General features: G+C 49.2%; 11 protein-coding genes. 10 read left to right on the top strand and 1 reads right to left on the bottom strand.

What is annotated here, in order from left to right; translation table 11 throughout:
* Window positions 1-12: 12 nt before the first annotated feature.
* Window positions 13-450: a V-type ATP synthase subunit K gene (locus tag MUG09_RS08030; RefSeq protein WP_244775248.1), complete on the top strand. Its 438-nt coding sequence runs from the start codon at window positions 13-15 to the stop codon at window positions 448-450.
* Window positions 451-507: 57 nt separating this feature from the next.
* On the opposite strand, the gene MUG09_RS08025 is transcribed toward MUG09_RS08030, so the two are convergent.
* Window positions 508-972: a methylated-DNA--[protein]-cysteine S-methyltransferase gene (locus MUG09_RS08025; RefSeq protein ID WP_244775246.1), complete on the bottom strand. Its 465-nt coding sequence runs from the start codon at window positions 970-972 to the stop codon at window positions 508-510.
* A gap of 107 nt (window positions 973-1079) precedes the next feature.
* On the opposite strand from MUG09_RS08025, the gene MUG09_RS08020 reads away from it, so the two are divergent.
* From MUG09_RS08020 to gap, 9 genes are all read left to right on the top strand, one after another.
* Window positions 1080-1511 (top strand): YhcH/YjgK/YiaL family protein, encoded by a 432-nt coding sequence (locus tag MUG09_RS08020; RefSeq protein ID WP_244775244.1) that lies wholly within the window; start codon window positions 1080-1082, stop codon window positions 1509-1511.
* 54 nt (window positions 1512-1565) lie between these two features.
* A complete protein-coding gene (gene ispG, locus MUG09_RS08015) occupies window positions 1566-2606 on the top strand; it encodes a flavodoxin-dependent (E)-4-hydroxy-3-methylbut-2-enyl-diphosphate synthase (RefSeq protein ID WP_244775242.1) in 1041 nt (346 codons plus the stop codon).
* A complete protein-coding gene (gene uvrA, locus MUG09_RS08010; protein ID WP_244775239.1) occupies window positions 2599-5433 on the top strand; it encodes an excinuclease ABC subunit UvrA in 2835 nt (944 codons plus the stop codon). The genes ispG and uvrA overlap by 8 nt, the downstream gene beginning before the upstream one ends.
* Window positions 5420-8533 (top strand): LPS-assembly protein LptD, encoded by a 3114-nt coding sequence (locus MUG09_RS08005; RefSeq protein WP_244775236.1) that lies wholly within the window; start codon window positions 5420-5422, stop codon window positions 8531-8533. The genes uvrA and MUG09_RS08005 overlap by 14 nt, the downstream gene beginning before the upstream one ends.
* 8 nt (window positions 8534-8541) lie before the next feature.
* Entirely contained in the window at window positions 8542-9522 is a 981-nt protein-coding gene (locus MUG09_RS08000) for a PhoH family protein (RefSeq protein ID WP_244775233.1), read from the top strand.
* Window positions 9519-11744: an HD family phosphohydrolase gene (locus MUG09_RS07995; protein ID WP_244775231.1), complete on the top strand. Its 2226-nt coding sequence runs from the start codon at window positions 9519-9521 to the stop codon at window positions 11742-11744. Before MUG09_RS08000 ends, MUG09_RS07995 begins: the two co-directional genes overlap by 4 nt.
* A 4-nt stretch (window positions 11745-11748) precedes the next feature.
* Window positions 11749-12249 (top strand): rRNA maturation RNase YbeY, encoded by a 501-nt coding sequence (gene ybeY / locus MUG09_RS07990; protein ID WP_244775228.1) that lies wholly within the window; start codon window positions 11749-11751, stop codon window positions 12247-12249.
* On the top strand, window positions 12246-13016 hold the full coding sequence (locus MUG09_RS07985; protein ID WP_244775226.1) for a hemolysin family protein: 771 nt from the start codon (window positions 12246-12248) through the stop codon (window positions 13014-13016). The genes ybeY and MUG09_RS07985 overlap by 4 nt, the downstream gene beginning before the upstream one ends.
* A gap of 80 nt (window positions 13017-13096) precedes the next feature.
* Window positions 13097-14101: a type I glyceraldehyde-3-phosphate dehydrogenase gene (gene gap, locus MUG09_RS07980; protein ID WP_244775225.1), complete on the top strand. Its 1005-nt coding sequence runs from the start codon at window positions 13097-13099 to the stop codon at window positions 14099-14101.
* Window positions 14102-14196: the final 95 nt, after the last annotated feature.

Raw genomic sequence — 14196 nt, 5'->3', positions numbered from 1 at the left:
AAGGAGAAAATCATGGCAAATTTGGAATTTATCGGAATGGCTTGCGCTTTGGCTCTTTCTGCTCTCGGCTCCGGTCTCGGCGCAGGTGCAGCTGCACAGGCGGCTGTTGGTGGTTGGAAGAAGTGCTATGCCAATGGAAAGCCTGCTCCCTTCATCATGGTTGCGTTCGCTGGTGCCCCGCTGACCCAGACCATCTATGGCTTCTTGTTGATGAACTTCATCGCCGCCGCCATCGCAGCAGGCGCAGCTTCTACACTTGCCCTCGGCGTTGGTGTCTTTGGTGGTCTTGCCATCGGGCTTTCAGCCTGGATGCAGGGAAAGGTTGCAGCCAATGCCTGTGATGCGCTTGCTGAAACCGGCAAGGGAACCGCCAACTACTTCATCGTTATCGGTATCGTTGAGACCGTGGCACTCTTCACCTTGGTCTTCAGCCTGCTCGCCCTGCAATAAGCAGCTTACCAAGCAACGGTTCATGATAGAGAGCATCCCTTTCCGGGATGTTCTTTTTTATGAGGAACGATGCCTGCGTTCGAAATCCAGCAGCCAGGCCTTTTTCTCCAAACCTCCCTCATAACCTACTAAAGAGCCATGCTTGCCGACTACACGATGGCAGGGAATGAGCAGGGCCAATCGATTGCGGTTGTTCGCCATCCCGACCGCCCTGCAGGCCTTTGGATTGCCGATTCTCATGGCAATTTCCTCATAGCTTGCCGTTTGGCCGTATTCGATGGAAAGCAGAGCTTCATACACTTTCTTTTGAAAGGGGGTCCCTCCGATCAACAAGGGAAGGGTGAATGCTTTTCTGCTTCCGGCAAAATACTCATCCAATTGCAGATGTGCCAAATCAAGCAGATGATGATGTGCTTCGACTTCCGAAGCCTCTCCATGAAACGAGAGTTCGACGATGTGCGTGTCACTGCATCTCAAATAGAGAGGGCCTATCGGGCTGTGATATGTTCTTTCGTACTGCATGCCAATTACTGTACGGTACCATCCCAAAGTTGGCAAGGTATCAGGTCAACGACGCTTCTTGTAAGGAATTTCCATTCGGTATATCCTAGCATTCAGGTGAGGTGGCAATGATTCACGACAGTCTCTCAAATCTTATGCAGTATGCTCCGATACTCGATGGTATCGATCAGATTTCAAATGTTCTGGGAAACGCCTACGAAGACGGGACCTATGAAATCGGCAGACTCCTTGTGAAGGTGGAATCATATGTTCCATCCACCTTTTCAGGCAGCTTCAGGGCTCATGAATCGGCTGCCACTGTGGTGGTGATGCTTGAGGGAGAAGAGTTGTTCGGCCTGACATACAGCGAGCGATGCAAGGGAATCGCCAGAGATGAAAAGGGTTGGTTGGCCATCGACGACAGTCCCATCAAAGCTGTGGTGACAGCCAAAAAGGGTATGTTTACCCTGTTTTTACCGCGTGAGCCGTATGCCTTGGGTATTGCATGCACGAATTCACCTTCTGTGGTAAGACGAATGACAATTGTTCTACAACCGTAGGCATGTACTTTACAATTGTAAAGTGTTTGTGTACGATGTACGAGGAGATGCACAATGACAGGTGATCATCAGGTAATGATCGGGAATGCAATGCTCGGCAAAGGCTTCCCTGTTCTTATTCAAACGATGTATGACAGCGCCCTTCCCAAGGAGGGAGAGGCCCTCGATGAACTGCTCAGACGTATTGGAAAGCTCAATGCAATGGGTTGCGATATTATTAGGTTCTCATATCCTTCAAAGGATGACCAAGATTCGTTCTCCTATATATGTAAACGAAGCCCTATCCCTGTAGTGGCTGATATTCATTTTGATTACCAGCTCGCCCTTGACGCCATAGCATGCGGATGCCAGAAAATCCGCATCAATCCCGGGAACATCGGGGCAAGGTGGAAAGTCGATGAGGTGGTCAAGAGTGCAAAGGATCATAATGTCGCCATACGCATTGGTTTGAACAGCGGCTCCCTTCCCAAAGGAAACGATCCTGTGCCGACTTTGATGTGCAACACCGCCTTGACGTATCTCTCGTGGTTTGAGCAGGCGCATTTCTACAATACGGTGGTTTCCTTGAAAGCCAGCGATACCGAGGTGACGCTTGAGGCGAACCGTCTCTTTGCAAAGCTCAGTGATTATCCTCTGCACCTCGGTGTAACCGAGGCTGGGTCGGTTGTCAGTGCAATCACCCGCTCGACATGGGCTTTGGGACAGCTTCTCAGCGAGGGAATCGGGAATACGCTTCGAATCAGCATCACCGGTGACATTGAGACTGAAGTACAGGCGGGTGTCGAACTGCTGAGGACCCTTGGCTTGAGAAAGAAGGGGATCAGGGTTGTCAGCTGTCCCCGTTGCGGAAGGCATAGTTTTGATTCCCAAGGATTCCTAGAGTCCATCGAGTCTGATTTGCTGATGATGGACAAGGATTTGACAGTAGCCATTATGGGTTGTCAGGTAAATGGGCCCGGGGAAGCCAAAGCAGCTGATTTGGCCATCACAGGCATCGGTAATAGTATTTTTCTCTATGAGAAGGGTACGTTGATAAAGAAAGTGACGCAGCAGGATGCTAAAGCTGCTTTGTTGGAAGCCATTGAACATGCTTAATACATTGATCATCAAAGGTGCGAGAGAGCACAATCTGAAAAATATAGACCTTGAATTGACCAAGGACCAACTGATCGTCATCAGTGGGATTTCCGGCAGCGGTAAAAGTTCGCTTGCCTTTGATACCATTTTCGCCGAGGGACAGCGGCGGTACGTCGAAAGCCTCAGCTCTTATGCGCGTATGTTTTTGGATCGAATGGACAAACCCGATGTAGATTACATGGAGGGGTTGAGTCCCGCCATCGCCATCGAACAGAAATCGACGCACCGCAATCCTCGTTCGACTGTTGGTACGGTTACTGAAATATATGACTATTTCCGTCTTTTGTGGGCTCGTGTCGGAGAACCCCACTGTCATGTGTGCGGTCGTCCTATCAGTGAGATGAGCGTCGATCAAATTATCGATGCCATTTTCAAAGCCCAGGAGGGGACAAAAATCATAGTCAGTGCTCCCGTTGCCATAGGTAAGAAAGGGGAGTTCAAGAAGGTCTTCGACGATGCGAAAGCCTCCGGGTTTGTGCGTGTGAAAGTGGATGGGCAGATGGTAAGTCTGGAAGACCCCATCAAGTTGGATAAGCAGTACAAGCACTCCATCGATGTGGTTGTCGATCGCTTGATACTCAAGAGCGATATCCGAACTCGTCTTGCCTCCAGCATCGAGACCTGTATCGAGATGACCCAAGGATTGGTTAAGATTACTTTTCTGGGTGCAAATGATGAGGAGCATGAGGAGATCTACAGTGAACGCAATAGTTGCGCCCATTGCGGGATCACCATGCCTGAACTTGAACCGAGGTTGTTCAGTTTCAACAATCCCTTCGGAGCATGTCCTGAGTGCAATGGTCTGGGTGTCAAGACTGAATTCGATCCTGATCTAATCATTCCCGACTACTCGAAAAGCTTCAATGAAGGGGCGATAGCCACGATGAATCCGGATGCCCAGTGGTCTCGTTCGCAATTCGAAGCCCTTGCAAAACATTTTCATTTTACCTTGGATACTCCATTCGCAGACTTAAGTGAAAAAACCATCCAGGCAATACTCTATGGAACCGAGGAGAGGATTTTCGTTGAGTATACCAGGGAGAAGTCGAGCCAGACGTATCGCGTGGAAAAGCCGTTCCCCGGTATTATTTCTGATTTGCAACGTCGTTATTATGAGACGAACAGCATGCAGATTAAAATGTGGATGAATGGATTCCAAACCTCGAAAGTGTGTCCAACGTGTCATGGGGACCGACTTCGGGAGGAAGCCCTTGCAGTATCGATCAACGGCATGAACATCATGCAGACTACGAGGTTGTCGGTAAAAGAAGCAAATGCCTTTTTCCAAACATTGACACTTACCGAGAGCCAGCAACAGATTTCCTACCAGATTCTCAAAGAAATCCGCAGTCGCCTCTCATTTCTGCGTGATGTCGGATTGAACTATCTGACCCTCGATCGCAGCAGCGCCACGCTCAGCGGCGGTGAAGCACAGCGCATACGACTAGCCACGCAGATAGGGTCGGCTCTCAGCGGAGTGCTCTATGTACTGGATGAACCATCCATCGGGCTGCATCAGCGGGATAATCAGAAGCTGATCGATACCTTGAAGCATCTCAGGGATCTGGGCAATACGGTTCTGGTCGTAGAGCACGACGAGGCTACGATTCGGGAAGCCGACTATCTTGTGGATTTAGGACCGGGGGCCGGTGTACACGGCGGCTATATCACCGCCCAAGGGAGACCCGAAGAAGTTGCCCGTAATCCAAACAGCATAACCGGTCAATATCTAAGTGGTGCCTTACGTATGGATATCCCCACAAAACGCAGGACGGGCAACAAAAGTGTGATTCGTGTCGAAGGGGCTAACAAGAACAATCTCAAACACATCGATGTGGAGATACCGCTTGGCAAATTGGTTGTATTCACCGGAGTAAGCGGCAGCGGCAAAAGCTCTCTGCTCAATGAAGTGCTGCTTCCTGCGGTTCGCAGGCAGCTCTCCCGAAAGAATCCTAATTACGATGGGTTTTCCTCCATCTCAGGGGTGGAGCATCTTGATAAGGTGATCAATATCGATCAGAGCCCGATCGGAAGAACGCCAAGGAGCAATCCCGCCACGTATGTCGGTGTATTCACGGCGATCCGTGATCTCTTTGCCTCTTTGCCCGACAGCAAGGCCAGGGGGTATAAGAGCGGGCGTTTCTCCTTCAATGTCCAAGGAGGCCGCTGTGAGAATTGCCAAGGTGACGGGAATCTGAAAATTGAGATGAATTTCCTGCCGGATGTGTATGTAACCTGCGATGTGTGTCATGGAAAGCGCTTCAATAAGGAAACGTTGGCTGTAAGATACAAGGGTAAAAATATTCATGAGGTTTTGGAGATGACCATGGAAGAGGCGAGTGGGTTCTTCTCTGCCATTCCCAAGATCAAGCGCAAGATAGACACCCTCATTTCCGTAGGTCTTGAGTACATCAAACTCGGTCAAAGCGCCCTCACCCTCAGTGGAGGAGAGGCCCAACGGGTCAAGCTGAGTCTTGAGCTCTCCAAGTACGGGACGGGAAAGACCTTGTATGTTCTCGATGAGCCTACTACAGGTCTGCACTTTGCCGATGTCAAGAAATTGATGGAAGTCCTTAATCGTTTGGTGGATCAAGGCAATACCATTCTGTTGATCGAACATAATCTTGATGTAATCATGCAGTCCGATCATGTGATTGACTTGGGTCCTGAAGGCGGCGATGGCGGCGGTATGGTTGTAGCAACTGGAACTCCTGAGCAACTTGCCCTATGCAAGGACTCCCACACAGGGTATTATCTTGCTCAGATGTTCCATGAGAAAGGCTGAACGAAAACAAAAAAGGATTGTCTGTGTTTTTGCCCTGATTTTCATCATGGGTTCTGTTTTACATGCACAGACGGACAATCTGATGCTTGCACTCAGCATCCAGCAGGCCGATGAGGGAACATTGCAGGAAATGGCCCGGCTCCGGGATATCACTGCTGCAGATGTAAAAGATTTGCGACAGCAGTTGCTCGCCTACCATAATCTGGATGTCGCATCCATCCCATTGCAGGAAGGGAAGGATAGACAGTATGAGATGACCATCCTCCATGCCGATGAGCTGTCCACCGACGGTGCTTCCTCACTCGTCCAATTGCAGGGAAATGTGGTGATCTCATTCAAGCTGGAAGGCGAGAGCAAGGAAAAAAGGTTATCCGCACAGAAAATGCTCATCGATCTTGAGCATACCATGCTCAGTGCGCAAGGATCAGTATCCTACGAAGATCCGACGATTGACAGTGCTCTGCAAGACGTCGACGCCTCCATAATCACCCTGGATTGGTCGAATTCAACCCTTTTTATCAGGGGAGCGACTACGCAAAGCGAGAAAACAAACAGTGAGGACCAGAAGATTACGCTTTTTACTTCTGGAACGCAGATCACCTATGACGGAAACGCTTCAAGCCTTCTCTATACTGATGGTTGGATCGGCACCAGGAAGGAGGAAAGCCTCTCCTCGATCAGGGCGAAACAGATGATGTTCCTTCCCGGTGGAGATTTGATGGTGCATCGGGCATCGTTGCATGTAGGGCGTGTGCCGGTATTTTGGACTCCGTTTTTCTTGTTTCCGGGAAATCGGATGACGGGTAATCCCGCCATGGGGTTTGCCAGTGAACGAGGGATGTTTGTTTCCACGAGTTTTGAATTGTTCGGCACCAATCCAAAACTCTCGGAAAGCGAGAAATCAAGCTTTGCCAGCCTGCTCTCTGCATCCAACAGCCAGGCCTTGTTTCCCGATGGAATCCTCTACACCCCAAGAGAACGTGAGACTGGATTTCAGAGCTGGGCGCGCCTGAGCGGCTCCTACCTCACATTTCTCGCAGATGCATATGAACTGGCTGGACTACACACCGGCCTTACCGGTCATATCTCTCTTTTTGAGAAAAAACTCAGTATCGATATACATGATTCTCTCGCCCTCTATGCTGATGGCAAGGATGTCCTGGCTGCTTACTCTGATGTGCCTGTTTATCGGTATTACGGAGAACATACCCTCAAGCTCGACACAAACCTCCTTGATGTCCGCCTTGATCTTCCTTATTACTCGGACCCCAAGGTGAAACGTCTCTATGCCAATCGATTATCCATGTTCTCCTTCGATGCGCCCTTGGGAAAGGCACAGGAGTTCCCAACTGATTTCAACAATGACATTACCAGTTATACCTGGAAACTTGCCGGTTCTTTCTCCCTTCCCAAGACTACGCTGTCTCCCTACCTGAATTCACTGAACATTTCAAATCTCAGTGCACAGGCAAAGTGGGATTGGCAGAAGGAGGACAGTACATATTCCTATGTACTGAAGAACGTAGTCATCCCCGAACTTCAGGCGAACATTTCCGGTTCTCTGCTTTCATTATCTTCACCCATCGAAGCAAAGAAAGCGGAAAAGGTTCAAACGGCCTCTCTTGAGCTTCCTCCGCTGGTTCCCAAAGCATATGAGACAGGTCTGTCTGATGCACAAAAAAGTAAGGTTGGTGCAAACCGGAACCTCTCTTTCACCTATTCAATCGACCAGAAACTTACTCACTCCCTCACCGCAACCACTACCGCCCTCGATTGGGAGGACGATGCGTATCTGTACAGCTTTACCAAAGGTTCTTTCGTCCTGTCAGCTTCACCGCACACGCACATGCTCAAGCTGACCCAGGAGATCATACCCCAGGTCAGTGTTGTTGAGGACCAGAGCAAGAATGTGTTTTATAACCAAGAGGTGCAACTGTTCAGCGTCACCAAGGCCGAACTCCCCGCCCTCGGGCTCTCCTATACACTCAGCCAACGCTTATACCGCTTGCAGGAGACACAGACAAGAACCTCGACAAATCCTGTAACGGTGATTGTGGACACCAAAGAAGAGGAATACGCTTTCACCAAGGATACGGTAACCGTTCATCAGCTTAAATTTGAAAGGGCGGTGCCGCTTGGGAATGGCATGCTCACACCATCTGTGACAGCCGGTCTGTACCCGGTCACCCAATCCTTGCTTCCCATGCTCTCCTACAAGAACGGACCATTTCTTCTTTCGGCCTCCTATCGTTGGACGGAGCAGGATCAGGTCTTGAAGAAGGATGCAATGTTCGGCCAGGTACGGTATACCCTTACAGCCTTCACCTTCCAAGTCGATGCCAATTATGATTTGAAGGGAAATCCCATTCGTACACGTGATGCGCTCAGTGTAAAGCAAAGCATGAGTACTTCACTTTTTACCAACAAGGTAAAACTGTCACAAATCGTCTCTTACCAAGGCCTTACGACAAAGAATATTCAAGATTGGATTGAAAATTTGACATTCAAGGCTGAAATTCCTTCGGTTGCCCTTACCTATGTGATGCAGGGGCAGGTCGGTACGCTTGAACCGCAAAAGCTGAGTGCAACCATCAGTGCAAAACAACTGTCATTCAGATTGTGGAAACGACGCATCGAATTCAGGCTCGGTTTGGATGCTTCCTTCAATTTCCATTTCCAGGACCGGTATGCCAGCAGTCTGGATGTGGTGGGCAGCGTCGGATTCAGTATTGCAGAGTTTTTGGATTGCAACCTAGCGGTAAAGAGTTCGAATACCGGCTTCTTCCGGTATTATGACGATCAGGGATTGTTTTCATTCCCGCTCTTATGGGAGGACCTGCTCAGAAGCTTTGATATGAGCGGAAACGGCCGTTACCTCACCCAGTTCAACCTGAGTTCGATCTCGTTCGATTTGGTCCATTATCTGGGCGATTGGTCGTTGAATTGTAAATACACCGGAAGTGTTGTATTATCGAACAATCAATACAACTGGGTTCCTACAGTATCGGTTTTCCTTACTTGGAATACCATCCCGGAGTTGAATGTAGAAGAGAAGTGGACGCAATCCAACCAAGAATGGATTCGTACACAGGCAACATAGGATTGCGAATGGAAAGAAGTGTGGATTTCTCCAGTGAAGAGCAGATGCAGCGGGTTCTCGGAATCAATGACCGGAACCTGCCGTATATTGAGGCTTTGTTGGGTTGTGATATGTATGTAAAAGGCAACACGGTCTCCTGCCTGAGTAAGGATGAGACGGTCGTCAACCGATTCCAGCAATTGATCGCCCGCTTGCAACGAGTCTCCGAACAGCAGCATTACTTCAGTGAATCAGAGATTTTCATGGAGTTTCAAAGTCTGAAGCACGCTTCGATTACCTTGGACGAGGTGCTGTTGCCGCAAACGGATGCGAAACCGTACATTTTGGTGCATAATCGCTTCGCGTATCCCAAAGGTCCTCGTCAGGAAACATATATCAAGAGCATGGAAGAGAACCAGATTGTCTTTGGCATCGGGCCTGCCGGTACCGGCAAAACCTTTTTGGCGGTAGCCTACGCCTTGAGCCAACTGCTCTCGGGAAAACGGCATAAGTTGATACTCACCCGTCCTATTGTGGAAGCGGGTGAGAATCTGGGATTCCTCCCCGGAGACTTGGCCCAAAAGATCAATCCTTATCTACGACCATTGTACGATGCAATGGAATCGATGATCAGCGTACAGAATATCAGACGTCTTGAAGAGAATGGAAGCATAGAAATCGCCCCTCTGGCGTATATGCGGGGTCGCTCGTTGCAGAATGCCATAGTCATACTGGATGAAGCGCAGAACACCACAAGGGAACAGATGCAGATGTTCTTGACACGCCTAGGGGAAAATTCCAGCGCCATCATCACCGGCGACATCAGCCAAGTGGATCTGCCGCGCAACAAGGACAGTGGATTGGTACATGCCATGCATATTCTCAAGGATATCGAAGGCCTCGATTTTGTTCTGTTTGATTCTCGTGATGTGGTTCGCTCAAGAATAGTAAGCCATATCATCGACGCGTACGCGCAAGATCTCAATCAACAGAAGCGGAGCAGCTTATGAAAGATCAGCGATTGAGGTTGGGTGAGAAACGCAAACCGAATAAGTTGGAGCGACAAATCTCCATCGCCCTCATCATCCTGATTGTCGTTTTGGCCATGTTGGTTCCCCTTTTCAGCAGCAAGTCGGCTGATAGTCTATTGCAGGACAGGGGACGGATGCATCAGGTTGGAGAGTTGGCTGAGGACGATGTATATGCAACTGAAAACTTCTCCTATATCGATGAGAAGCGCACCCAGGCTTTGATTCAAGAAAAGCAGAGGGCGGTAGCGCCTTTGTTCACCTTCTCCCTGCGCTCTACCATGCTCAGCCGCCAGCGAATCGATTTGTTCATTGATCTTATGGACAACGGAGAAGATGGTGCAGAGTCGTTTCTCGCACAGACCCAGCTGACTGACACTGGCAATGTCATTGAGCGGCTTCGTTCATTTACAGAATCCGACCGATGGTTTTTCCTTCAAGCGCTTGAAGAAACAGCCGAAGTCATTCTTAAGCAGGGGTTGTTCTCTGCATCAGATCTTGCAGTAATCGAGGCAGAAGGATATGACTCCTATGTGCTGCAAAATACCGTTTCGATGCAGGATGCGAAGCTGCTGGAACCGCAATTGGTTTCTACGGTCTTCACCAAGGAGAATCTTGCAACTGTCTTGATTTCCTGGCTGGATGGGTACCGCAAGGTGCAGCAGGCCTTCCAGCCGTATCTGTTGGTGGATGCTCTTTCATGGTTGTTGGAAGAAAATGTAGTCTATGAGGAAGTTCAAACACTGACCGAGCGGCAAAAGGCTGCGGATTCCGTTCAAAGCATTGTGGTTTTGGTCGAGCGCGGCGAGAAAATCATCACCAAGGACACCGTCATCACCGAACAGCAGTTGGCTTTGCTGGAGGCGATGGGCAATCAGGCCTTTCAGTACACCATTCTTGAAATGATCGGAAGGGCTGTTTTCATCCTGCTCGCGACAAGCGTATCGGTCTATGTTTTTATTCAATTTTTGTATGCTGAAAAACGACTCTACCTGTATTTGAACCTGATGCTAGCATCGGTAGCCCTCTCCATGCTTGCCATGTATGCAGTATCACATCTTTTGCACACCCAATCGATATTGTTCCTTGATTCATTTCTTCCGATTCTCTTCGCACCGATGTTTACGGCGCATATAACCAGTAAGAAACGTCTTGGCTTGGTTGCCGCCTTTTTATTGTCCTGCTATGCTTCGCTGATGCCTCAGGCTTCCGCAATGACTTTCTTTTTCAGCCTTACAGCTGGAGGAATCTGTTTGTACTTCTTCCGATATACCTTCAAACGACTGGAAGACCTGTTCAACTGGTTCTATGCCTGTGTCATCTGCAGTTTTGCCGCCCTGGCACTGAACTTGCTGGTAGGACTTCCTCTGCAGTCGGTTCTTCCTCTTATCGGCGGTATGCTTCTGAACGTTACCATCAGCTTGGTATTGGTTGAGGCCCTTGTTCCCTTATGTGAACGTGGGTTCAACATCCCTACCGCCTATCGACTCAGCGAGCTGGCGTTCACGGACAGTCCCGTTCTTGACCGACTTGGGACCGTCGCCCAAGGAACCTATAATCATTCACGCTATGTCTCGGATCTTGCATATCAGGCCGCAAAAGCCATCGGCGTCAATGCCATGCTTGCTAAAGTCGGCGGCATTTATCACGATATCGGCAAGTCCGATCACCCTGAATACTTTATTGAGAACCAGGGAACAGAGAATAAACATGATGACATCAAGCCGAGTTTGTCGGCGGCAATCATTAAAAGCCATGTGAAACTCGGCCTGGAAAAGGGCAGGGAGGCGGGACTTCCCCAGGAAGTTCTGGACATCATCGCCCAACATCACGGCAACGATATTATTCAGTTCTTTTACAATGAAGCCAAGGAGCAGGCCCTGTCGGCGGGTGCCGAGGTCAAGGCTGATGATTATTCCTACACCGGTAGCCCACCAACCTTTCCTGAATCGGCGATAGTCATGCTTGCCGACTGTGTTGAAGCGGCAAGCAGGACCATCAAGAAACCCAACCACTCCAAATACCAGAAATTGGTACATGCGATCATCATGGGTAAGTTCGAACGGGACCAGCTCAAGGATTCACAGCTTTCACTGACCGATCTTGACCAAATTGAAGATGCTTTCGTCCAGACCTTGATCGGACGGGACCATCACAGAATCGATTATCCGGATGAACCGGATCAGAAATCAAGGGGAGAGTAGGAGATTGGAAACGTATTATATTGATGTGGCGTATGAGCAGGATGAGTATGAACAGAGTGCAGGGCAGGCTCTCGTCATAGAACGGTTGGAACAGGTTTTAACAATGTTGGAACAACCAGGTTGTGAATTCTCGGTCAGTTTTGTCAGTGATGCCTCCATGCAGGAATTGAATCGTACCTACAGGGGCAAGGATGAACCTACCGACATCCTTTCGTTCGTCCAGGAAGACGATGTCGAGGATTTTACTTGGCCTGAGGTTGTTTTTGAGGAAACCGGGTCGCTGCCACAAGAAATTCAGGTTCTCGGAGACATGGTTATTTCTCTTGATACCTTGAAAAGAAACGCACTATCCTTTAGTGTAGAACCAGATGAGGAGCTGCATCGTTTGTTGATTCATGGTCTTTTGCACTTATTGGGCGAGGATCATGCTACCAACGACCCTGATGAACCAATGTTGGTGAAACAGGAGCAGCTGCTGCAGCAAGTGAGGGGGAGCAAACGTTGAGCTTGCCATGGAGAGGTCTGTTTAGGAAAAGTCTGGACGGCAAGGATCGTGAATTGCAGTCCAAGGTTGATTTGGAAGAACGGCAGACCATGATAGAGGGTATACGGGAGCTGAGGGATAAGACAGTCAAGGAAATCATGGTTCCCAGAGTTGATGTCCAGTTTATCAGCAGTGACATCAATTTGGATGATTTATATACGATCATCCAGGAACAAGGGTACTCCCGCTATCCTGTGTATGAACAGACGATCGACAACATCGTCGGAGTCTTGTACGCCAAGGATATTCTCAGACACGGCATCACCAACGGCTTCAATGCAAAAGCATTGATGCGTAAGCCGTATTTCATTCCCGAAAGCAAGCATCTCGATGATCTGCTCAGGGAGTTCAAGCTGCGCAAGGTGCATATTGCCATCGCCATCGATGAGTACGGAGGTGTCAGCGGGATTGTCTGCATGGAAGACATCCTTGAAGTCATCGTCGGTGAAATCCAGGATGAGTTTGATGAGGATGAGGACGATGGAATCTGCAAGCTGGATGACAATACCTTCGTTGTAGAGGCGCGAACTTCCATCGAGGAAGTCAATGAATCAGTCGGTCTGCATCTCTCTGAAGAGGATTTTGAGACAATCGGAGGCTATGTCTTTGAGTTGTTCGGAAGAATTCCACTCAAGGATGAGTCGGTCGAGGATGATGAGGCTATTTTTACCGTCGAGGACATCGATGGGCATAAGATCAACCAATTGAAATTGGTGGTTAAATCATAAGTATATACGTTGACCCTTAGAGAAGGAAAACAGTATATTAATATCGATACACAACAAGAATTCCCGGAGGAACACAAACAATGAAAATTGCAATTAATGGTTTCGGAAGAATCGGACGCAATGTTTTCAAGGTAGCTTTTGAAGACAAGAACATTGAGATCGTAGGTATCAATGACCTGACCGACCCCAAGACTCTTGCGCATCTTCTGAAATACGACTCCACATACGGAGTATATGCCAAGAGCGTTGTCGCTTCAGAGAACGCAATTGTCGTTGATGGCAAGTCCATTCCTGTCTATGCACTGCGCAATCCCGCAGAACTGCCCTGGAAAGAGCTTGGAGTCGATGTAGCTATCGAATCCACTGGTGTATTCACAGCAGCCGAAAGCCCGAAGGGTGGTTACAAGGATCACATCAAGGCTGGTGCCAAGAAAGTCATCCTCACCGTTCCCGCCAAGGACAAGATTGACCAGACCATCGTTTGCGGCGTAAACGACGATAAGATCGACCACAGCCTGCTTGCGTATTCCAACGCTTCCTGCACCACCAACTGCTTGGCTCCTCTTGCCAAGGTCCTGCAGGACAACTTCGGCATTGAACGCGGTCTGATGACCACCGTCCATGCCTATACAAACGACCAGGTCATGCTCGACCAGCCCCACAAGGACCTCAGAAGAGCAAGAGCCGGTGCTGTCTCCATCATCCCCACCACCACTGGTGCCGCCAAGGCTGTCAGTGAGGTGATCCCCGAGCTGAAGGGCAAGCTCAACGGCATGGCAATGCGCGTACCCGTACCCGCCGGTTCTGTTGTTGACTTGGTTGTTCTTCTTGAGAAGGATGCCACCGTTGAGGAATTGAATGCTGCGGTGAAGAAGGCCGCTGAAGGCGCAATGAAGAATGTGCTTCAGTACACCGAGGATCCGATTGTTTCCCACGACATCGTCGGCAACAACCACTCCTCGATCTTCGATGCCGCTCTCACCATGAAGATGGGTGAGAGAATGTTCAAGGTCATCAGCTGGTATGACAATGAGATGGGGTACTCCACCCGTGTTGTCGACCTTGCAAAGAAGTTGGTGAAATAACGTTTATAAAACATTTGGGTCAGGCCTGTTTCATAGCAGGCCTGATTCGCTCATTAAGGCTGTAGAAACGATTTTATCCTGCCAATCAAAAGAGG

The sequence above is a fragment of the Sphaerochaeta associata genome (assembly GCF_022869165.1).
GTDB lineage: Bacteria > Spirochaetota > Spirochaetia > Sphaerochaetales > Sphaerochaetaceae > Sphaerochaeta > Sphaerochaeta associata.
Note: the sequence above shows the minus strand (reverse complement) of the source record. Positions and strands in the feature narration are given on the sequence as shown.